A 20,894-nucleotide genomic window follows, 5' to 3' on the forward strand; every position below is an offset into this window, starting at 1 on the left:
GCAAGGAAAGGACCTTTCATGGCGCGCGAAAGCGGGTCAGGACTGCTGCTTGTCCCGCCAAGCGATCCAGGACCGCAGCTTGTCGAGGTTGTAGTCCGGCCCGCCGGTCGCGACGGTGAACAGTGAGACGCCCAGCTCCAGCAGCTTCGGGCCCAGCTCCTCGGGCTCGCCTTCGACGGCGACCGAACGCTCGATCTCCTTCGGGTCCCGGCCGACGTCGGCGCAGTGCTGGTCGAGGATCTTGACCTTGCGCTCGACGACCTCCGGGTCGCCGAAGCCGTGCCAGATGTCGGCGTGCTTCGCGACCAGGCGCAGCGTCTTCTTCTCGCCGCCGCCACCGATCAGCACCGGGATGTCCCGGACCGGTTGCGGGTTCAGCTTGCCCAGCCTGCTCTCGATCCGCGGGAGCGCCTCGGCGAGGTTGTCGAGCCGCCCGCCCGCGGTGCCGAACTCGTAGCCGTATTCGTCGTAGTCCTTCTCGAACCAGCCGGAGCCGATGCCGAGGATCAGCCGTCCGTCGGAGATGTTGTCGACGGTGCGGGCCATGTCGGCCAGCAGTTCGGGGTTGCGGTAGCTGTTGCACGTCACGAGCGCGCCGATCTCGACCCGCGAGGTGGACTCCGCCCAGGCGCCCAGCATGGTCCAGCACTCGTAGTGCAGACCCTCGGGCTCACCGTAGAGCGGGTAGAAATGGTCCCAGTTGAACACGATGTCCACACCGAGGTCTTCGGCCTCCGAAGCCGCCCGGCGGATCGCCTTGTACTCGGCGTGCTGCGGCTGCAGCTGGACGCCGATCCGGATCTTCCTGTTCGAAGCAGTGGTCATGTTCGCACCCTAAGCCTGGAGTTGCTCCACGCGCTCGCCAGTATCCTCGGCAGCGCGACTTTCAGCCGACGGCGGCGAGGGACGACCGCGCGGGTGTTCAGCACGTCGTGACCGAGGGCCTCGATCTCGTCCAGAATGCCTTCGTAGAGGACGAGGGCGGTCCGCACGCAGTCGCGGGATTCCTCGCGCAGCAACGGGATGCCCGCTTCGGCGCGGCGGTACACCGCCCGGTTGCGCGCCACCGCGACCGCGAGCGCTCGCCGCACCCGCCGGTCGGGCAGCCCGCGCGCACGGGACCATTCGAGCAGTTCGCGGTCGACGCCGAACGCGGCCAGTTCCCTGGTGGGCAGGTACAGCCTCCCGCGGTCGAGGTCCTCGCCGATGTCGCGCAGGAAGTTGGTCAGCTGGAACGCCTCGCCCAGCGCGGCGGCGCCGGGTTCGGCTTCCGCGACCGGGACGACGGTGCCGAAGACGGGCAGCATCTGCAGGCCGATCACCTCGGCCGAACCGTGGACGTACCCCTGGAGGTCGGCGTAGGTCGCGTACTCGGTGATCTTGAGGTCCATCGCCATGGACCGCAGGAACGCGTCGAACAACTCGCGGTCCAGGTCGTGGCGGCGCACGGTGTCGGCGAGCGCGGTCAGGACCGGATCGGCCGGTGTTTCACCGTCGAAGATCCGCGCGACCATGACGGCGACCTCGTCCAGCGCGGCCGCGGGATCGGTGCCGGGCGCGGGATTGTCGACCAGTTCGTCCGCCATCCGCGCGAAGCCGTACAGCGCGTGCGCGAACGGCCGCGTCCGTGGCGGCAGCAGCCGGGTCGCGAGGAAGAAGGTGCGGCCGTGGTGCGCGTTGATGCGCCGGCATTCGGTGTACGCGGCCCGCAACGCCGGGCCGGTGATGCCCGCGGCGTCGAGTTCGTTCATCGGCCGGTGATCCTTCCCGCCGCCAGCCTGCCGGAGATCACCACCGGTGGGATGCCGACGCCGGGTGTGGTCCCGCAGCCCGCCAGTACGACGTTTTCCGCCGCTCGTATGAGGTTCCCCGGCCGGAACGGGCCGGTCTGGGCGAAGGTGTGCGCGAGCGAGAACGGGGTGCCCGCGGTGAGCCCGCGTTCCGCCCAGCCCGCCGGGGTGATCGTCTCGTCGACGGTGAAGCCGTCCGCGAATCCGGTCAGGCCGCGCTTTTCCAGCGTACGCAGGAGTTCCTCACGATAGGCGGGGCCGACCCGGCGCCAGTCGATCTTGCCGCGGCGCAGGTTCGGCGCCGGGGCGAGCACCGAGATCACCTGATCGCCGCCGGGGGCCAGTCCCGGTTCGGTCGCCGTCGGCCGGGTCACCAGCAGCGACGGGTCGCTCATCAGCTTGCCTTCGCGGATGATCTCCGAGAACGTCTTTTCCCAGGCGTGGCCGAAGAAGATGGTGTGGTGGCCCAAGTCCGGCCACGTTTTCGGCGCGTGCCCGTGGAGCACGACGGCCGACGGCGAGTACCGCAGCGGCAGCGGCCGACGGGGACGGGCGCCGAGCAGCCGGTACGCGGTACCGAGCTCGGTCGCGAGAACCACGGTGTCGCACGGGATCCGCTCGCCCGAGCGGGTCCGTACCGCGCGCACCCGCGAGGAAACCCTTTCCAGCCAAGCGGCTTCGGTGCCGAACCGCACTTCCGCGCCGGCGCGTCCGGCCGCGTTCGCCATCGCTCGCGCGATCTCACCCATCCCGCCCGCCGGGTAGTAGACCCCGCCGACGGTGTCCATGTAGGAGATGACGCCGTACGCGCCGATCGCGCGCGCCGGATCGAGCCCCGCGTAGAGGGCCTGGAAGGAGAACAGACGGCGCACGCGGTCGTCGCGCAGGAATCCGCCGATCTTCGGGCCCAGCCGTCCGAAACCGCCCAGTGCGGCCAGCTTCGCCAGCTCCGGGCGTACGAGATCGAGCGGCGAGTCGAAGTTCGCGCCGATGAAATGGTCCTTCTGCACCGCGTAAAGCTCGGTCAGCCAGCGCCGCAACCGGCGGTAGCCCTCGGCTTCGGCGGGACCGGCGGCCGCGCGGATCTCGGCCTCCATCGCCGCCGCCTCGGTGTGCACGGCGATCGTGCTGCCGTCGGCGAACTTCGCGCGGTAGGCCGGGTCGAGGCGCGTCAGCGTCAGGTTGTCCGAAAGGGATTCGCCGACCGCGGAAAAGGCCTCGTCGAGCAGTTCGGGCATGGTCAGCACACTGGCGCCGGTGTCGACGGTGTTGCCGCCGAAATCCGCCTGCCCCGCCCGGCCCCCGGGGCTTTTGTCCTGCTCCAGCAGGGTCACCCGGCGGCCGGCGCCGAGCAGGTGCAGCGTCGCCGACAGCCCGGCGAGCCCGCCACCGATCACCACCACGTGGTCACTCGGACCGGTGACAGTGCGCATCAGTACGTCCGCTGGGTCGCCTTGACGACCAGCCCGGTCAGCGCGGCGGGAGCGGGCTCGGCCAGGTGGGCGCGGTCGAGCGCCGCCATCGCGGAGTCGGTGAGCTCGTCGATGCGGCGTTCCACCGCGTCGACCGCACCGACGTCCCGCAGTGCTTCGCGCACGGTCTCGACGGCGTCTTCGGACAGGTGGGCGTCGCCGATGGCGTCGGAGATGATCTTCGCCGCCGCGTCCTTGCCCTGCTCGGCCGCGCGCTGGAGACCCAGCGCGACCAGCAGCGTCCGCTTGCCCTCACGCAGGTCGTCGCCCGCGGGTTTGCCGGTGACCGACGGGTCGCCGAACACGCCGAGCAGGTCGTCCCGCAGCTGGAACGCCACGCCGACGTCGTCGCCGAACTCGCGCAGCGTCGCGATCAGGGCGTCGTCGGCGCCGCCGAGCGCGGCACCGAGGTGCAGCGGGCGCTGGACGGTGTACGCGGCTGTCTTGAGCTTGCAGATGTGCAGTGCCGCCTCGGGGGTGGCGTCGCCGGTGGCCTGCGTGCGGACGTCGAGGTACTGCCCGGCGAGTACTTCGGTGCGCATCGCGCGCCACGCCGGCCGTGCCGCCGCGAGGACGGCGGGCGGAAGTGGTGCCTCGCCGAACATGTCGTCGGCCCAGGCCAGCGCGAGGTCACCGACCAGGACGGCGGTCGCGAGCCCGAAGGTGCTCGGCGAACCCAGCCAGCCGCTGTCGGCGTGGAGCTTCGCGCCCGCGATGTGCACGGTCGGTGAACCGCGGCGCGAATCGGAGGAGTCGATGAGGTCGTCGTGGATCAGCGCACACGCCTGGATCAGCTCCAGGCTCGCCACCGCCTGCAGCACCCCTTCGACGTCCGGCCCCGCCGGATCGCCGCCGGCGCCGCGCCAGCCCCACCAGGCGAACGTCGGGCGCAGCCGTTTGCCGCCGCCCAGCACGAATCCGGCCAGCGCGTCGATCCCGACCCCGACGACCGGTTCGGTGCGGCGGATTTCGGCACCGGCGCGCTCGAGGAATCCGGCCAGGGCCCGCTCGACGTTGGCGGGCAGATCGGCGTCGTAGGCGGACGTGTCCATGCGCACATCCTCCGGGAAGGATGTCTTCATGACCCAGTCGGGTGCCGTGGAATGTGGCGAACGAGACGTGGCCCGCCGTTGCGATTCGTCACCTACTTGCGGTCCTCGTGCTACCGACTACCGCAAGTAGGTGACTAATTGCGGGTCTTGTCGTAGTGCCGTTTCGCCCGCGCCCGGTTGCCGCAGTCCGACGAACTGCACCAGCGCCGCGACCGGTTGCGCGTGTGGTCGGTGAAGACCCAGCCGCAGCCGGGCCCCTCGCACTCCCGGATCCGCTCCAGATCCCCGGTCCGGAGCAGGTCCTCGGCCGCCAGCGCGAGGAAGTACGGCAGCGCGCCGTCGCTCTCCAGCGGCACCACCCAGCGCAGCGGCAAGGACCGGGGGAGCGAGGCGTGCCGGTATGCCTCGATCAGGGGCTTTCGCAGCGCCGTGACGTCCGGCGGATCCGACACGAGCACGCGGTACAGCGTCTCGCGGAAGGCCTTCACCGTCTCCAGGACGGCCTCGGAGATCTCCAGCCGTTCGGTGCCCGCACCGACCAGGACGACCCACTCGGACAGCCGTTCCGGGGTCGAAAGCCGGTCTTCCCGCCGGGCCGGATCGCGGCGCCAGGAAACGGTGTTGACCAGGTCCAACGGCGCGCTCCCGCCGATGCTGTCGTACCCGTCCCAGTGGCCGTCCACGAATCCTCCTAATGGTCAAAGGTAGTTTAGCTTGTTAGGCTCGGGTCATGACGGAGATGTCGACGCGCCGGCGGAACTACCTGGCCGGCGCCCGTGTCGGGCTCGGGCTGGGTGTCGCGACCTTCGTCCTCGGCGTCACCTTCGGCGCGTACAGCCAGACTCTGGGCTGGGGGATCGCGGCCCCGATCGCCGCGTCGATCCTCGTGTTCTCCGGCTCGGCCCAGTTCGCGATGGCCACCGCGCTCGCGGGCGGCGGCAACATCGCCGTCGCGGTCGGTGCCGCGGCCCTGATCAACGCCCGGTTCCTGCCGATGGGCGCCGCCGTCGCCGCGGATCTGCGCGGAGGACGACTGCGCCGCGCGTGGGAGGGCCAGGCCGTCGTCGACGGTTCGTGGGTGGCCGCGCACCTCGGCGAAGGGCGTTTCGATCGCGAAAAACTCATCGGCTGCACCCTTGTCCAGCTGCCCGCGTGGGTGCTGGGGACGGTGCTCGGCGTCCTCGCCGCGCCGCCGCCGGACGTCGTCGCGCGGTTCGGGCTCGACATCGTGTTCCCCGGTTTCTTCCTGGTCCTGCTCATCGACGAACTGCGCCGTTCCCGCGAGGCGGTCCGGACCGCGGCGCTCGCCGCTTGCCTTGCCGGGATCTTGGTGCTGTTCGTCCCGGTCGGGCTCGCGCTGATCGGCGCGTCGGCCGCCGCGCTGCTGGGCCTGGGGACGCGGCGATGACGCTCTGGATCGCCATCGTCGCCGTCGCGCTGGTCAGCATCGGGTTCAAGGCGGCGGGCCCGGTCCTGCTCGGCGACCGGACGCTGCCGCCGCGTTCGGCAGGCGTGATCGCGTTGCTGGCGCCCGCGCTGCTGGCCGGTCTGGTGCTGACCGACGTGACCGGTCCGGCCTGGTCCGCGGTCGACTGGACGCTGTGCGCGGGACTGGCCGCGATCGCGGTGACCTACCTGCTGCGCGTCCCGGTGCTCGCCGCGATCCTCTGCGGGGTCGTCGTCACCGCGGCGCTCCGGTTCCTGGTCTAGGTCCAGAACGGTCCGCTCAGCCCGGCCTGTTCGAAGTACGCGGCCGCGGCGGCCGGATCCCGGCGGGTGTAGCCGTGGTCGAGCCTGCCGTCGTACCAGCCTGCCGCGAGCCGCCACAACGTCGCGAGGTCCATGACGTAGCCCTTGTCCTGCCCCGTTTCCGCCAGCCAAGCGTCCACACAGGACTCGCCGCAGAACAGGCGCTGGTTCCCGCAGGTGTGCACCACGTCGTCCCACATCCGGGCCGCCGGGACGAGGAAATGAGCGACCAGATCGCCCTTCGGTGGCACCTGGTCGTTCACGAGCAGGGCCCGCGGTTCGCCGCAGCCCCGGCAGCGCGTGGACACCAGCACCTCGGGTTCGGCCTTGACCAGATGCGGGATCGCGAACGCGTCCCACGCGCAGCCGCCCCACCACAGCGTCCGCTCACCCATCACCGAGAAACCCAGCGGGATCGCCGCGAACGGATGCGCCATCACGACGTGCTCGCAGTCGTCGAGCACGAGGTGCCGCCGCTCCGCGAGCCGGTGCAGCGCCTGTTTCGCCACCGCGAGCGATCCGTGGGCGGCGTCGGCCAGTTCCGGCGCCGTCGGCGGCCTCCCGTGTTCGGCGAACGCGCGGTAGACCGCGACGCGGACGTCCTCGTCCCAGCTGGTGTCGGTTTCGGCGCTCATGGCGGCTCCCTGTGCTCGTCACCGAGTCTCCCCAGGCCGGCGCCACACGGCAACCGCTCGCGAGTGGCCGAGGTCGCATGCCCACAGCCTGAGAGGGGGCTCCCAGCCAGCGGACCTCCCCCTTAACATGGCGGTATGACGTCGGTGGTCGAGCGGTTGCAGGGTGATGGACCCGTGTTCTCCATCGAGTTCTTCCCGCCTCGCGACGCGGCCGACGAGGCGGTGCTGTGGAAGTCGATCCGGGAACTCGAACCGCTGGACCCGGCGTACATGTCGATCACCTACGGCGCGGGCGGCTCCAGCCGGGACGGCACGATCCGCAGTATCGCCCGCGTCGCCACCGAAACCACGCTGGTGCCGATGGCGCACCTCACCGCCGTGAACCACTCGGTCGCGGAACTGCGCAACGTCATCGGCTGGTACGCCGCCGTCGGCGTGCGGAACATCCTCGCGCTGCGTGGCGACCCGCCGGGCGACGTCTACGGCGACTGGGTCCCGCATCCGGACGGGCTCAACTACGCCGAGGAACTCGTCGAACTGGTGCGTTCGCTCGGCGACTTCTGCGTCGGCGTCTCGGCGTTCCCGTACGGCCACCCGAGGTCGGCGAACCTCGAGGCCGACACCGAGTACCTCGTGCGCAAGCTGCGCGCGGGCGCCGATTTCGCGATCGCGCAGCTGTTCTTCGAGCCGGAAGACTTCCTCCGCCTGCGTGACCGGGTGGCGGCCACCGGCTGCGAGGCGCTGGTCATCCCCGGCATCATGCCGCTGACCACGCCGCGGACGCTGCACACGTCGATCAAGCTGTCCGGCGCGCCGGCGCCGCGGCGGCTGCTGGACCGGCTCGAACCGCTGGCCGACGACCCGAAGGCCTTCCGCGCGGAAGGGATCGACGCGGTGACCGAACTGTGTGAGCGGCTCATCGCCGAAGGCGTCCCTGACCTGCACTTCTACACGTTCAACCGGTCCAAGGCCACGCGTGAGGTGGTCAGCAGGCTCGGGCTGGTCCCGGCCCGGGCGTAACTCCGTACCGAAGTCGCCCGCTGTCCCGGTAGCGTGCCGGTCATGGCTTCGACCGCGCAAAGTGTGCACCAGATCTGTGACCGGTACGTCGACGAGTACGCCGCGGCCGACCCGGTCGCCGCGACGACGTTCGGCATCTCCGGATACGACGACCAACTGACCGACTACTCGCCTGCCGGACACGCGGCCAGGGCGGCGATCGCCACGCGCGCGCTGGCCGAGATCGAAGCGGCCGAACCCGCCGACGACGGCGAGGGCGCGGCCAAGGCGGTGTTCACCGAGCGGATCGGGTTGCAGCTGGAGATCCACGATGCCGGTCTCGACGTCGCGGCGCTGAACGTGATCGAAAGCCCCGTGCAGGAACTGCGCATGGTCTTCGACCTCATGCCCACCGACACCGCGGAGCACTGGGCGACGATCGCCGCCCGGATGGCGAAGGTACCCGAAGCGCTCGACGGTCTCCGCGCTTCGCTGCTCGCGGCCGCGAACGCCGGCCGGGTGTCGGCGTTGCGGCAGGTCGGCAAGGTCGCCGAACAGGCCGAAACCTGGGCGGGGTTGAAGGACGACGCCGGTTTCTTCGAGACGCTGATCTCGGGAGCGAAGGACGTCGACGAGAAGCTGCGTGCCGAGCTCGGCCACGCCGCTCACGCCGCTCAGGAGGCGTACGCGGAGTTCGCCGGTTTCCTCCGCGCCGAACTCGCCCCGCTGGCGCCGGTCAAGGACGCCGTCGGCGCCGAGGTCTACAAACTGTGGTCCCGGCTGTTCACCGGAGCCACCCTCGACCTGGACGAGGCCTACGCCTGGGGCTGGGCCGAATTCACCCGCATCGAAGCGGAAATGCGCGAGGTCGCCGGCCGGATCAAACCGGGCGCCACCCTCGCCGAGGCGGCCGCCGTCCTCGACGCCGACCCCAAGTACGTCGTCCGCGGCCGGGCCGAATTCCAGGCCTGGATGCAAAACTTGTCCGACAACGCGCTGAAGTCGTTGCGCGGCAAGCACTTCGACATCACCGACCGGGTGATGGAACTGGAGTGCAAGATCGCCCCGCCCGGCGGCACCGTCGGCGCGTACTACACCGCCCCGAGCGAGGACTTCGCGCGTCCCGGCCGCATGTGGTGGTCGCTGCCGCAGGGCCGGGACCAGTTCGTCACCTGGCGTGAGGTCAGCACCGTCTACCACGAGGGCGCGCCGGGCCACCACCTGCAGATCGCGACCGCGGTCGACCAGTCCGACTCGCTGAACAAGTACCAGCGGCTGCTGGCGTTCACCTCCGGGCACGCCGAAGGCTGGGCGCTGTACTCCGAGCGGCTGATGCAGGACCTCGGCTTCCTCGCCGACGACGGCGACCTGCTCGGCATGCTCTCCGAACAGCTGTTCCGCGCCGCGCGCGTGCTCGTCGACATCGGCATGCACCTGGAACTGGAGATCCCGGCGGGCACCGGCTTCCACGAGGGGGAGCGGTGGACGCCCGAGCTGGGCCTGGAGTTCATGCTCACCCGCACCGTCACCGATCCGGCCCACGTGCACGACGAGATCGACCGCTACCTGGGCTGGCCAGGGCAGGCGCCGTCGTACAAACTCGGCGAACGCCTGTGGCTCGCCGCGCGTGACGAGGCCCGTGCCCGGCAGGGGGACGCCTTCGACATCAAGCAGTTCCACACGCGGGCGCTGGCGCTCGGCGGGATGGGGCTGGACACGCTGCGGGAGATGCTGGCCGCACTGGACTGAGCCACGCTCCTTCGGCCCTCGCGCGCGCAATGAAGGAGCCTTTCATTGCAAATTTCGCAATGAAAGGCTCCTTCATTGCATTCGGAGGGGCCCTCCGGATGTGTGCTCCCACCCTGTCCGAAGGAATCTGGCCGCAAGTCCGTGAAGGGCCCCTTGAGGGACCCAGAGTCCCTCAAGGGGCCCTTCACGGACTTGCGCGACACCAAGAGCCTCAGCGATGGCGCGTGAAGGACCCCTTCCCTCGGCTCACCCGAGGAAACCCGACCTTCACCGCGCCCGAATCGCCACTCACGACCACCGTGGCCCGCCGCGTGCCGCAATTCACGTGCCCCCACCACCGAAGCCTTGATACGTTCCCTCGCGTGCACCGGATCTTTCTCGTCACCCCACCCCCCGCCTCCTGAGCGGGGTGTCTCCGGCCGCGCGGCGTTCCAGCCGCCCGGCCGATCCGTGCTGCACTGAAGCACCCCGCGTCGTCGCCGTCCGCTGACCCGACAAAGACGCAGGAGCGTTCCCCATGTCCGTAGCCGTACCCACGCGCGCCCGATCGTCGGCCGCGCTCGTCCTCGCCGGTATCCTCTGGGGGACCGGCGGCCTCGCCGGATCCCTGCTCGCCTCCCGCGCGGGGCTCCATCCACTGAGCGTCGCCGCGTACCGGCTGCTCATCGGCGGCGTGATCGCCACCGGCTACCTCTGGCTCACCGGGGGCCTCCGCGACCTTCCCCGCACGACACAGGTCCGCCGTCGCCTCCTGACGGTCGGCGGCTTGTTCGCCCTTTTCCAGACCAGCTATTTCGTCGCGGTCTCGTTGAGTTCCGTGAGCGTCGCGACGATGACCACCATCGGCAGCGCGCCCGTTCTGCTCGCCGTCGCGACGGTCGTCAGGACCAGGAAACTCCCCACGCGGTGGACAGCGGTGTCGCTGGTCGGATCCCTCATCGGGCTGGCGCTGTTGCAGTGGACGCCCGGAGAAGAGGTCAACGCCGCCGGAGTGCTGTTCGCCTTGCTCGCCGCGGCCGGGTTCGCCGCGCTGACACTCGTGACCGCGACCCGCGTCGAGGGGCTGGATCCCTTGCCCACCACGGCGTTCGGCTGCCTGATCGGCGGCGCCGCGCTCACGCCCGCCGCGTTGTGGTTCGGGATGGCCGTGCCGGTCCAGGCCGACGTGGTCGCGCTCGTCGTCTACTTCGGTGTCGTGCCCACGGCGCTGGCGTACGCCGCGTACTTCCGGGGCCTCGAAGGCGCGCATCCCGTACTGGCCGCGCTGTCCGCCCTGCTGGAACCGTTGACCGCCGCGCTGCTGTCGATGGCCCTGCTCGGTGAACGGCTCGGCGCCGTGGGCTGGTGCGGCGCGGCGGTGCTCATCGCCGCGCTCGCCGTCGCCTACACGAAACCTTAGAGCGGCAGCGTCCGCCCGAGGATCGCGAACGCCCGCGGATCCCCGGCGAAGTGGTAGTCCCGCAGCACATCGACGAAGCCGACGCGCCGGTACAGGTTCCAGGCCCGGCTGGTGCCTTCCGGCGTGGAAAGGAGGACGTGGGCGTTGGGCACGCCGTCGAGCAGCCGCCGCAGGAGGTCCTCGCCGATCCGCTTCCCCTGGTTTTCGGGGCTCACGTGGATCTCGGTGAGCTCGAAGTAGTCGGACATCCAGTGCTCGGCGGCGGCCTGGCCCTCACGGCGGGTCAGGCCGTGGCGGACCTGTTCGTGCCACCACTGGCCGCCGCGGCCCTTGTAGCCGTAGGCGAGCCCGAGCAGGACGCCGTCCGCGTCGAGCGCGGCCATGCAGCGCCAGCCTTCGCGTAACGCGTGCGTGAGCCACATCGGCGCGCGTTGCTCGGCCGTGCCTTCGGGGTAGCGCATGGCGTTGACGTAGATGGTCAGCGCCTCGGGGAGCCGGGCGCGGAACTCGTCCGCGGACAGCTGGACGTAGCGGGTGCATTCCGAGGACATCGCGGTCACGGGCGCCCATCCTGCCCGGCGCCCGCGACGTCCGCGGGAGTGCCCCCGGTCAGCGCGACGAGGCGGGCGAACGTCGTGGGGTACACCGACTTCGGGTGTCCGGCGGCGGCCCAGACGACGTCGTGGGCGCGCAACGCGGTGTCGACGAGGGTGGTCAACGCTTTCGGGTGACCGACCGGGGCGACGCCGCCGATCGGCTGCCCGGTGTGCGCGCGGACGAAATCCGCGTCCGCCTTGCCGATCTCGTCGGCGCCGGTCAGCGAGGCGAGGATGCCGGTGTCGGCGCGGTGCGCGCCCGAGGTCAGGGCGAGCAGGGCCGTTTCGGTCCCGCCGGTGCGGCTGCGGAACACGAGGCTGTTCGCGATCGCGCCGACCTCGACACCGAGCGCTTCGGCGGCTTGCGCGGCCGTGCGGACTTCGGCGGGGAGGATCCGGATCCCGTCCGCGGCGTCCTGCTGACCCGCCTCGGCGAGCGCGGCCGCGACCTTGGCCACCGAGGGATGCCCGGACTGGTCGATGGTGCTCATGAGCCTATGAGATCACGTGACCGATCCGGTGTCCCGCACCACATGCGGCGATCGCCCCGGCACGGGGTTGAAGAAATGGGCACTTCGGGGTTACATTGGTCTTGTTCGAACAGACGTTCGACATTCGGTGAGCGCGCACCGGTAGGTGCCCGGCGCGGGGGCGGGGGAAGCGCCTCGGCGCCGGGCACCGGCCGGCGCTCACGTACAGGAGGAGGGTCGTCATGTCCGTTTCGGTCGTGTCCCCTGACGAAGCCGAGAGGCCGGGGGGCACCGCGCAGCCCGCCCTGCCGATGTCGTTGCGCCCGCCGGCACCACCCGCGGCGGTCTCCTTGTACGCGCAGGCGAGGCGGGGTCTCGCCGAGGCGGAGCGGGAAAACGATCCCGCGGAGCGGTTCATCGGGGCGTATCTCGCCGCGCTGCGGGGCGCGGCGGCGGTACTGGAGGCCCGCGGCCGTCCGCACCGGGGCCGGGCCCGGCCGGCGAGCGGCTGGGTGCTGCTCGACTCCGTCGCGCCCGAATTGAAGGAGTGGGCGGCGTTCTTCGCGGCCAACTCCGCGACGCGGGCCGCCGCGCAGGCGGGGATCACCGGCAAGGTCACCGTCGAACTGGCGGACGAGCTGACGCGGGCCGCCACGGTGTTCCTGGAACTCGTCCGACGGGTGGTGCACGGGCTGCCGATGGGTGATTCGGCGCATGTCGCCTGAGTCACCATGGAGAGGGGGTGCCCGATGGCCGGGCAGGCCATGATCGACCAGGGCAGGTTCCTGGAGGTGCTCGGCGCCGAAACCGAGCTGATGGCCCAGGTGGCGCACACCGCGTCCGCCGACGCTCCGGTTCCGACCTGCCCCGGCTGGACGCTCGGTGAGGTCCTCAGGCACGTGGGCAGCGTGTACCGGGTCACCCGCCGCTGGATCATCGACGGACGGCGTCCCGAACACTGGCAGCGCAAGCCGGGGCCGACGCAGTCGCTGGAGGAGTACTTCCGCGAGGGCCGGGACGAGCTCGTCGCCGAATTGTCCGCGCACGATCCGGAGGCAGCGGCGCCGACCTGGTGGCCGGCGGACCGCAGCTACGGGTTCTGGCGGCGGCGGATGGCGCACGAGACGACGATCCACCGGATCGACGCGGAGAGCGCCGCCGGCCGGGAAGTGTCGGCGATCCCCGAAGACGTGGCACTCGACGGGATCGACGAGGCGCTGGTGCTGTGGTTCGGCCAGCGGCTGCCGTTGCTGGGCTTGTCCGGCACCAGGACCGGATCGGTCGGCGTGCGCACCGCGGGCCACCACTGGATCGCCAGAGCCGGGCCCACGGAAACGGTCGCCTGGCGATGCTCCGCCGAGGAGGCCCGGCGCGCGGACGATCTGATCACCGGGCATCCGGACAAGATCTACCGCTGGCTCTGGGGCCGGGCGGGTCCGACGGCGGTGACGGTCAGCGGAGACCAGGACATGGCGGGACAACTTTGGGCCCTTTTGCGGCTCGCGACTCGATGACCGGTCGGTGGGGAAGCCAAACCGGTCAGCGCCAGTCGGCGGAGCCGAAAATGTGCCTGAAGAACGACCGAACGCGTGAACCCGCCCCGGCCGAAGGCCCCGCGATCGCGGTGGCAGGGCGCCCTGCCCGCTCATCGGGACGTGCATGACCGGCGAGCGCCCTGCCGACGTCGATCGCGGACGCGGGTTCACCTACGGGACACAGACGCGGGTTCACCCACAAGACACAGAAGTGTCGGTGGTGCCGTCTAGGTTCACGGGTGTGGCATCGCAGCTGGTGAACCTGGTCTTCGACTCGGCCCTTCCCAGAGATCTGGCGGGTTTCTGGGAAGGGCTGTTCAGCTGGGACGCCCCGTTTCAACCGGCGTTCCGCTCCGAGGCGGTCCCCAAACGGGGCAAGAACCGGCTGCACCTGGATCTGACGAGCCGTTCGCCAGGGCACCAGGCCGAGCTGGTGGACCGTGCGCTGTCCCTCGGCGCACGGCACATCGACATCGGCCAGGGCCCGCCGGCGGAGAAGCGGGTGCCGTGGGTGGTGCTCGCGGACCCCGAGGGCAACGAGTTCTGCGTCCTCGAACCGCGCGAGCAGTACGAGGGTTCCGGCGCGATCGCTTCGGTCGTCACCGACGCTCTCGACCCGGAGCGGCTCGCGCGGTTCTGGGCGGCCGCCCTTGGCTGGGAGATCGGCGTCCGCGAGAAGACGATCGTGGGTCTGCGGCCGCCGGGCGGCCGCGGCCCGTGGGTCGAGTTCCTCGCCACGAAAGAGGAGAAACAGCACAAGAACAGGCTGCGGTTCGAGATCGCGCCACGGCGAGGTAAGAGCCGGACGGCCGAAGTCCGGCGTCTCAGGGAGCTCGGCGCGACAGGACAGGGTTCGGCGAGGCAAGGTGCCGTGGCCATGGTGGATCCGGAGGGCAACGAGTTCAGCGTGCTCGCACCCCGGTAGTTGTTTCGCCGGGGTTGCGCGGTGGCGTCGAACGCTGACCTGAGCGAAACACCCGCGCCGTTGGCAGGCAACAACCGGCCGGGACCGTGGAGGTCATGGAGACCTATCGAGTCCGGCCCGCCCGGCTTCACCCCGGTGAAGAGACAACGACCGCGTCGGCCTGGCGGGTCCGGATCCGCGTGGACGACCGGCCGGGCACCCTGGCCAGGATCGCGATCCGGCTGGCCGACCTCGAGTGCAACATCCTCGGGTTGTCGGTGCTCCCGGTCCCCGGCGGCCTGCTCGACGAGATCGTCCTGCGGCCGGCCACCGGTCTGCCGCGGCAACTGCTCGTCGACGCGATCCGCGACGAAGGATGCGAATGCTCCGCCGTCATCGACGCGGATCTGGCCGAACTGGTCGATCCGGCCACCGCCACGTTCGCCGCGGCCAAGAGAGCCGTCGAGGAGCCCAGCGGCCTCGCAGAGGTCCTTCGCGGCGTGCTCGCGGCCGACGTCGTCACGAAGGTCCCGTCGATCGAGGCGAACCCTGCCCGCACGGAGGGCGGGCATCGGGCGGTGTTCCCGGCGGGCGACGGCACCGCGTTCGTCGCGCGCCGCCGGTGGTCGCCGTTCGTCGAACTGGAACTGAGCCGCGCGGTCGCGCTGACCGGGCTGATGACCGCCGTCCGCGACAACGTGACCGGTCCGGTCGTGCTCGACCGGGCCGACGGCGCCGCGATCGTCCTTCGGAAGGGTGTCCCCGGTGACGCCGAAGCGGTGTCCGCGCTGCACCAGAGATGCTCGATGACGACGCTTTTCCACCGCTACCACACAGGGATGCGCGCCGTGCCGCGCCGTTGGCTGCACCGGCTCCTGATGCCGCCGCGGGGGATCAGCCTGCTCGCGGTCTGCGGCCGGGACGTGATCGGTCTCGGCCAGCTGATCCCGTCGGCCGACGCCGGCGCGGCCGAAGTCTCGCTCCTGGTCGAGGATTCCTGGCAGCGCCAAGGCATCGGCACCGCCTTGCTGACCAGGCTCGCCGTCCTCGCCGCAGCCAAGGGGGAGCGCGAACTCGCCGCCGTCTGCCTGCCCGGCGACGATTCCCTCTACCGCACCGCCGCCCGCGCGGGGCTCCGCCCCGAACGTGCCCCCGGCGACTCCGGCACCCTGCGCCTCACGCTCCCCAACCCCCGCAATTAGTCACCTGGTTGCGAGAGAAACGATCGCAACCAGGTGACTAATTGCGGTTCCAGAACCAGTCTTTGCCGCGGGCCTCGCCCAGCGCGCGCTTCTTGCGTTCGGGAGTGAGCCGATCCAGGTAGAGCTTGCCGTCGAGGTGGTCGGTCTCGTGCTGCAGGCACTGGGCGAGCACCTCGAAGCCTTCGACCTCGACGGGCTCGTTGCGCAGGTCGACGCCTCGCACCACCGCGTGCTTCGCGCGGACGACCGGGAACCACAGTTCCGGAACGGACAGGCAGCCCTCGCCGATCTCATGCGTCTCTTCGGACAGCTCGACGATCTCCGGGTTGATCACGTATCCGCTCAGACCGCCGACGTCGTAACTGAACACCCGCAGGCCGACCCCGATCTGCGGCGCAGCGAGCCCGGCGCGTCCGGCCGGTTTCACCCCGTCCATCAGATCGGTCACCAGCGACTCGATCTTCTTGTCGAATGTCGTGACCGGGTCGCATACGGTCTTGAGCACGGGATCCCCGAAGTAGCGCAGGTCGCGCATCACCATGTTCGAACGTCCTTCTCCGCAGGTCTGAGCCGTGATTCTAGGCCCGCAGGCGCAGTCCCTTGGGAGTCGCCCGGAATCCCGCCTCCTGGAGGACGCTGGAAAGCTCCGAGGTGAGTGCCACTTCGCCGTCGGCCTTCTGCACCGCGAGCTGACCCAGCCAGCCCTCCCGCACCGCCGTGGACAACGCCCGCGCGGCCGACCGCAACGTCTCCTGATCCTCGGTGAAACTCAGCAGCGACCGGCCGCCGCGTTCGACGTACATCGCCGGGACGCCGTCCACGAGCACCGCCAGCGCGCCCGCCTTCCTTGCCGGACGGTGCTTCGGGTCGCCCGTCGCGGCAGGCCACGGCAACGCGGCGCCGTAGGGCTGGGCCGGGTCGGCGGCGGCGAGTACGACGGCGCCTTCCGTGGTGGTGCGCTGGTTCCCGGACTGCGCGCGCAGCCTGTCGACCGCGCCCTTCGCCGCGAACTGCGCCGCGCCGAGCCCTTCGACCACGTAACCACGGACGACCTGGCCCGAATCCTCCATGCCGCGCAAAACCTTGTAGATCCCGGAAAACCCGCCCGTCACGCGCTCGGTGTCGAGCGCGCCCCTGGTGAGGACGCCGTGCCGTTCCAGGAACGCCTCCGTCCGCGCGAGCGCACGCCTCGTCGGATCCGGCGCGCGGTCCGGAGTCAGCGCCCAGCGCCCCGCGACCGTCGGCGGACCGGTGCGCGAAGGCATCGCCGGCCGCCCGGCACGAAGCCGCGCGTACCGGCCACGAGGAGCTTGCCGCCGTGGCTTGTGCGCCGCGCCGGAACCGGAGACCTGCGCCCGCAACGGGCCCAGCGTGTCCCCGGTGACCAGCCCGGCCCAGACGAGATCCCACAGCGCGGCGACGACTTCACCGTCGTTGGGCGGGGTTTCGACCAACGGCGACGCCCGGTCCACGAGCTGGCGGAAGAACTGCGCCCCACCCTCCAAAGTGGACAGAATGGCCTGGTGTAGCGGCCCGGAGGGCAGATCGTCGTCGAGGTCGGGCAGCAGCAGATCGGCGACGTCGGTGGGGGCGAGCGCCAGCCAGCCGTCCCCGCCGGACAGGGAACCGCAGCCACACCAGGTGACCTCGCCCGCCGTGGTGAGTTCGTCCAGCAGCGAGGGGGTGTAGCCGGGCAGCCTGCTCGGCAGGATCAGCGATTCGACGGCGCTCGCCGGGAGCGGGGCGCCGGCCAGCTGCTCGACCACGGACAGCACGTCGTCCGCCGTCGGCGCCGACCGTACGCGCGCGCCGATGCCGTGCCACGACGGCAGGAACCGGCCCAGCGCCGCCGGTTCGACCGGCTCGACCTCGGCCCGCAGCCGGGCCAGCGACGCCCGCCTGAGCCTGCGCAGCACCGACGCGTCGCAGAATTCCATTCCGACGCCGTGGGTCTCCGGATGCCCGACCGGGCTCAGCTCGCCCCGGACCAGCCTGCCTTGCGCGGTCAGCCTGTCCAAGACTCCGGTGACGACGGCCGTCCCGAGCCCGAACCGCTCGGCGGCCTGACGGGCGCTGAACGGGCCGCGGCTGCGCGAATAGCGCGACAGCAGGTCGCCGACGGGATCGTCGACCGGTTCGGTGAACGCCTCCGGCACGCCGACCGGCAGCGCGGTACCCAGCGCGTCCCGCACCCGGCCCGCGTCCTCGATGGCGATGAAACGTTCGCCGCCGCCGATGCGGACCCGGAGCACTCGCCGCGCGGCCTCCAGTTCCTCCAGCCACTCCCGCTGGATACCGCGCGCGGCGGCCTCCTCGATCGAGAGATCCCCGAGGAACCGCAACAGATCCGCGGCTTCCTCGGCATTGCGGGCATGCCTGTCGGGCTCGAGGCGTTGCAGCGAACGCTCGACTTCGGCGACGACCTCGGCGTCCAGCAGCTCCCGGATCGCCTCGGTGCCGAGCAGCTCGGCCAGGAGTGTCGAATCCAGCGCCAGCGCCGCCGCGCGCCGTTCCGCGAGCGGGGCGTCGGTCTCGTACAGGAACATCCCGACGTAGCCGAAGAGCAGGCTGCGCGCGAACGGGGACGCCGACGGGGTCTCGACCTCGACCAGCTTGACCTTCCGCGACCGGACGTCGGTCATCAGTTCGCGCAGCCCGCCGACGTCGTACACGTCCTGCAGGACTTCCCGCATCGCCTCCAGCACGACGGGGAACCGCTCGTACTTGGCCGCGACCGAAAGCAGTTGCGACGCGCGCTGCCGCTGCTGCCACAGCGGCGTGCGGCGGCGCGGATCCCGGCGGGGGAGCAGCAGCGACCGCGCCGCGCATTCCCGGAACCGGGCGGCGAACAACGCCGAGCCGCCGACCTCGGCGACGATCAGCTGCTCGACCTCCTCCGGATCGAGCAGCACGTCTTCGACGCCGATGGTGATTTCCGAGCCTTCGGAGTCCAAGGCTTCCGGCAGCCGCAGCACGATGCCGTCGTCGGAATGCGCCACCTGGGCGTCGACCCCGCGGTTCTCGCGCAGCCGGGCCGCGATCGCGAGCGCCCACGGCGCGTTGACCTGAGCGCCGAACGGTGAGTGCAGGATGACCCGCCAGTCACCGAGTTCGTCGCGGAAGCGTTCCAGCAGCACGGTCTTGTCGTTCGGCACATGGCGCGTGGCGGACTTCTGTTCTTCCAGATAGGCCAGCAGGTTGTCGCACGCGTACTCGTCCAGCCCGGCGACTGCGGCGCGTTCCCTGGCCACCGAAGGTTCCGAAGTGGACAGTTCGCGGACGAACGCGCCCAGCGCCCGCCCCAGTTCCAGTGGGCGGCCCGGGGCGTCGCCCTTCCAGAACGGCATCCGCGCCGGCTCACCCGGCGCGGGCACCACGATCACGCGGTCGTGGGTGATGTCGGTGACCCGCCAGGAAGAGGTGCCGAGCAGGATCGTGTCCCCGACGCGGGATTCGTAGACCATCTCCTCGTCGAGCTCACCCACCCGCGACCCGGGTTTGTCGTCGCCGCCCGGCGTCATCACGGTGAACAGGCCGCGATCGGGGATCGTGCCGCCGGAGGTCACCGCCAGCCGCTGCGAACCCGGACGGCCGTGCAGTTCGCCGCTGACCCTGTCCCAGGTGATCCGGGCGCGCAGCTCCCCGAACTCCTCGCTGGGGTACCGGCCGGCGAGCATGTCGAGCACGGCCAGCAACGCGTCGTCCGGCAGGGACGCGAACGGCGCCGCGCGGCGGGCGAGGGCGGCGAGTTCGTCGACGGTCCACGATTCGAGCGCCACCATCGCCACGATCTGCTGCGCGAGGACGTCCAGCGGGTTCCGCGGATACCGCACCGCCTCGATCGACCCGGACGCCATCCGTTCCGCGACCACCGCGCAGGAGACGAGGTCGCCCCGGAACTTCGGGAACATCACGCCGCTCGACACCGCGCCGACCTGGTGCCCGGCCCGGCCCACCCGCTGGAGCCCCGAAGCGACCGTCGGCGGTGCCTCGATCTGCACGACGAGATCGACCGCGCCCATGTCGATGCCGAGCTCCAAGGACGACGTCGCCACGACGCAGGCGAGACGGCCGGTCTTGAGCTCCTCTTCGACGTGGGTGCGCTGCTCGCGTGACATCGAGCCGTGGTGCGCCCGCGCGATCACCGGCGCCGCGCCGGTGGTGAGCCCGGACTGGCCGATCGCCTCGGCCGGATACCGCTGATCCGGCTCCAGTTCGGACTGTTCCGCCACGAGTTCGTTGAGCCGCGCGGTCATCCGCTCGGTGAGCCGCCGCGAGTTGGCGAACACGATCGTCGACCGGTGTGCCTGGATCAGTTCGAGGACCCGCTCCTCCACCGCGGGCCAGATCGACGGCCGCCGCGGCGCGCCGTCGATGTCCTCGAGCGAGCCGGGGAGCCGGGCGAGTCCCGCATCGAGGTCTTCGTTCTGCTTCGGCCCTTGTGGACCGTCGAGATTGGACATGTCCTCGACAGGGACCTCGACGCGGACCTCGATCGTCTTCGCGAGCTTCGGCTGGACGATGGTGACCGGCCTGCCGCCCGCCAGGAACGAGGCGACCTCGTCGATCGGCCGGACCGTCGCCGACAACCCGATCCGCTGGGCGGGCTTCTCGAGAAGAGCGTCGAGCCGCTCCAGCGACAAGGCCAGATGTGCGCCGCGTTTGCCGCCCGCGACCGCGTGCACCTCGTCGATGATCACCGTCTCCACGCCGCGCAGCGAGTCACGCGCGGAGGAAGTGAGGATGAGGAACAGCGACTCCGGTGTGGTGACCAGCACGTCCGGCGGGGTCTTGCCGAACGAGCGCCGCTCGGCGGCGGTGGTGTCGCCCGTCCGCATCCCGACGCCGATGTCCGGCACCGGCAGCCCGAGCCGCCGCGACGCCTGCGAGATGCCGGCCAGCGGTGCCCGCAGGTTGCGCTGGACGTCGACCGCCAGCGCCTTCAGCGGCGAGACGTAGAGGACGCGGCAGCGTTTCCGCGGCTCGGACGGCGGCGGCTCGACCGACAGCCTGTCCAGCGCCCAGAGGAACGCCGAGAGCGTCTTGCCGGAGCCCGTGGGCGCCACGACCAGCGCATGTTCCTTCGCGTGCGCGGCACGCCACGCCCCCTCCTGCGCCCGGGTGGGCGCGGCGAAGGCCCCGGTGAACCAGTCCCTGGTCGCGGGGGAGAAGAGGTCGAGTACGTCTGCCACGCCCTCCATAGTGCGCCGGACCACCGACAGTTTCGCTCCGAGGCCTGTGACACGGCACCCGGTCGGGGATGAGTTCGGCGGGTTCCGCACGTACGGTGACCTCGCTCATGGGAGCATCACGGCCAGCGCGACCGGATCAGTGCTGGGGCG

General features: G+C 71.0%; 19 protein-coding genes. 9 read left to right on the forward strand and 10 right to left on the reverse strand.

All coding sequences use genetic code 11. From position 1 onward, the window contains the following. Positions 1-36: 36 nt before the first annotated feature. The 5 genes from DL990_RS22770 to DL990_RS22790 form a co-directional block, all read right to left on the reverse strand. On the reverse strand, positions 37-825 hold the full coding sequence (locus DL990_RS22770; RefSeq protein ID WP_034312040.1) for an LLM class F420-dependent oxidoreductase: 789 nt from the start codon (positions 823-825) through the stop codon (positions 37-39). Next, positions 822-1,751 (reverse strand): phytoene/squalene synthase family protein, encoded by a 930-nt coding sequence (locus DL990_RS22775; RefSeq protein WP_125785333.1) that lies wholly within the window; start codon positions 1,749-1,751, stop codon positions 822-824. The genes DL990_RS22770 and DL990_RS22775 overlap by 4 nt, the downstream gene beginning before the upstream one ends. Continuing rightward, positions 1,748-3,223, reverse strand: a complete 1,476-nt coding sequence (gene crtI / locus DL990_RS22780) for a phytoene desaturase family protein (RefSeq protein WP_125799835.1) — start codon at positions 3,221-3,223, stop codon at positions 1,748-1,750. Before crtI ends, DL990_RS22775 begins: the two co-directional genes overlap by 4 nt. Then, positions 3,223-4,314 carry a polyprenyl synthetase family protein gene (locus DL990_RS22785; protein ID WP_125785335.1) on the reverse strand — a complete coding sequence of 364 codons (1,092 nt, stop codon included), beginning with the start codon at positions 4,312-4,314 and terminating at the stop codon, positions 3,223-3,225. The genes crtI and DL990_RS22785 overlap by 1 nt, the downstream gene beginning before the upstream one ends. 134 nt (positions 4,315-4,448) lie before the next feature. After that, positions 4,449-4,997 carry a CGNR zinc finger domain-containing protein gene (locus DL990_RS22790; protein ID WP_125799836.1) on the reverse strand — a complete coding sequence of 183 codons (549 nt, stop codon included), beginning with the start codon at positions 4,995-4,997 and terminating at the stop codon, positions 4,449-4,451. Between the two features lie 47 nt (positions 4,998-5,044). Here DL990_RS22790 and DL990_RS22795 point away from each other — a divergent pair, with 47 nt between their 5' ends. After that, positions 5,045-5,722, forward strand: coding sequence for an AzlC family ABC transporter permease (locus DL990_RS22795; protein WP_233620543.1), 678 nt, complete (start codon positions 5,045-5,047; stop codon positions 5,720-5,722). Further along, positions 5,719-6,024, forward strand: coding sequence for an AzlD domain-containing protein (locus tag DL990_RS22800; RefSeq protein WP_125799837.1), 306 nt, complete (start codon positions 5,719-5,721; stop codon positions 6,022-6,024). Before DL990_RS22795 ends, DL990_RS22800 begins: the two co-directional genes overlap by 4 nt. On the opposite strand, the gene merB is transcribed toward DL990_RS22800, so the two are convergent. Next, a complete protein-coding gene (gene merB, locus DL990_RS22805) occupies positions 6,021-6,698 on the reverse strand; it encodes an organomercurial lyase (protein WP_125799838.1) in 678 nt (225 codons plus the stop codon). The two genes, DL990_RS22800 and merB, sit on opposite strands and share 4 nt — an antisense overlap. A gap of 135 nt (positions 6,699-6,833) precedes the next feature. On the opposite strand from merB, the gene DL990_RS22810 reads away from it, so the two are divergent. The 3 genes from DL990_RS22810 to DL990_RS22820 all read left to right on the forward strand — a co-directional run bounded on the left by DL990_RS22810 (position 6,834) and on the right by DL990_RS22820 (position 10,845). Next, positions 6,834-7,718 (forward strand): methylenetetrahydrofolate reductase, encoded by an 885-nt coding sequence (locus tag DL990_RS22810; RefSeq protein WP_125785339.1) that lies wholly within the window; start codon positions 6,834-6,836, stop codon positions 7,716-7,718. A gap of 42 nt (positions 7,719-7,760) precedes the next feature. Further along, positions 7,761-9,446, forward strand: a complete 1,686-nt coding sequence (locus DL990_RS22815; protein ID WP_199746545.1) for a DUF885 domain-containing protein — start codon at positions 7,761-7,763, stop codon at positions 9,444-9,446. A 517-nt stretch (positions 9,447-9,963) separates the two neighbouring features. After that, positions 9,964-10,845, forward strand: a complete 882-nt coding sequence (locus DL990_RS22820; protein ID WP_125799840.1) for a DMT family transporter — start codon at positions 9,964-9,966, stop codon at positions 10,843-10,845. Here DL990_RS22820 and DL990_RS22825 read toward each other — a convergent pair. Continuing rightward, positions 10,842-11,405 carry an N-acetyltransferase gene (locus DL990_RS22825; protein ID WP_125785342.1) on the reverse strand — a complete coding sequence of 188 codons (564 nt, stop codon included), beginning with the start codon at positions 11,403-11,405 and terminating at the stop codon, positions 10,842-10,844. The genes DL990_RS22820 and DL990_RS22825 overlap by 4 nt on opposite strands. Further along, on the reverse strand, positions 11,402-11,932 hold the full coding sequence (locus tag DL990_RS22830; RefSeq protein ID WP_125785343.1) for a YbaK/EbsC family protein: 531 nt from the start codon (positions 11,930-11,932) through the stop codon (positions 11,402-11,404). Before DL990_RS22830 ends, DL990_RS22825 begins: the two co-directional genes overlap by 4 nt. Before the next feature lie 221 nt (positions 11,933-12,153). On the opposite strand from DL990_RS22830, the gene DL990_RS22835 reads away from it, so the two are divergent. From DL990_RS22835 to DL990_RS22850, 4 genes are all read left to right on the forward strand, one after another. Beyond that, a complete protein-coding gene (locus tag DL990_RS22835; RefSeq protein ID WP_007029300.1) occupies positions 12,154-12,636 on the forward strand; it encodes an SAV_6107 family HEPN domain-containing protein in 483 nt (160 codons plus the stop codon). A 24-nt stretch (positions 12,637-12,660) separates the two neighbouring features. Then, positions 12,661-13,425, forward strand: coding sequence for a maleylpyruvate isomerase family mycothiol-dependent enzyme (locus DL990_RS22840; RefSeq protein ID WP_125785344.1), 765 nt, complete (start codon positions 12,661-12,663; stop codon positions 13,423-13,425). A gap of 262 nt (positions 13,426-13,687) precedes the next feature. Next, positions 13,688-14,371, forward strand: coding sequence for a VOC family protein (locus tag DL990_RS22845; protein ID WP_125799841.1), 684 nt, complete (start codon positions 13,688-13,690; stop codon positions 14,369-14,371). A gap of 95 nt (positions 14,372-14,466) precedes the next feature. Beyond that, positions 14,467-15,552, forward strand: a complete 1,086-nt coding sequence (locus DL990_RS22850; protein ID WP_125799842.1) for a GNAT family N-acetyltransferase — start codon at positions 14,467-14,469, stop codon at positions 15,550-15,552. A 37-nt stretch (positions 15,553-15,589) separates the two neighbouring features. On the opposite strand, the gene def is transcribed toward DL990_RS22850, so the two are convergent. Both def and DL990_RS22860 read right to left on the reverse strand, forming a co-directional pair. Next, the gene (def, locus tag DL990_RS22855) at positions 15,590-16,093 is read right to left on the reverse strand and encodes a peptide deformylase (RefSeq protein WP_125785347.1); all 504 of its coding nucleotides are present in this window, start codon (positions 16,091-16,093) and stop codon (positions 15,590-15,592) included. A 37-nt stretch (positions 16,094-16,130) separates the two neighbouring features. Continuing rightward, entirely contained in the window at positions 16,131-20,753 is a 4,623-nt protein-coding gene (locus DL990_RS22860) for an ATP-dependent helicase (RefSeq protein WP_199746564.1), read from the reverse strand. Positions 20,754-20,894 lie beyond the last annotated feature (141 nt).

Origin of the sequence: Amycolatopsis sp. WAC 01416, from assembly GCF_003947485.1 — a bacterium.
Classification (GTDB): Bacteria; Actinomycetota; Actinomycetes; order Mycobacteriales; family Pseudonocardiaceae; genus Amycolatopsis.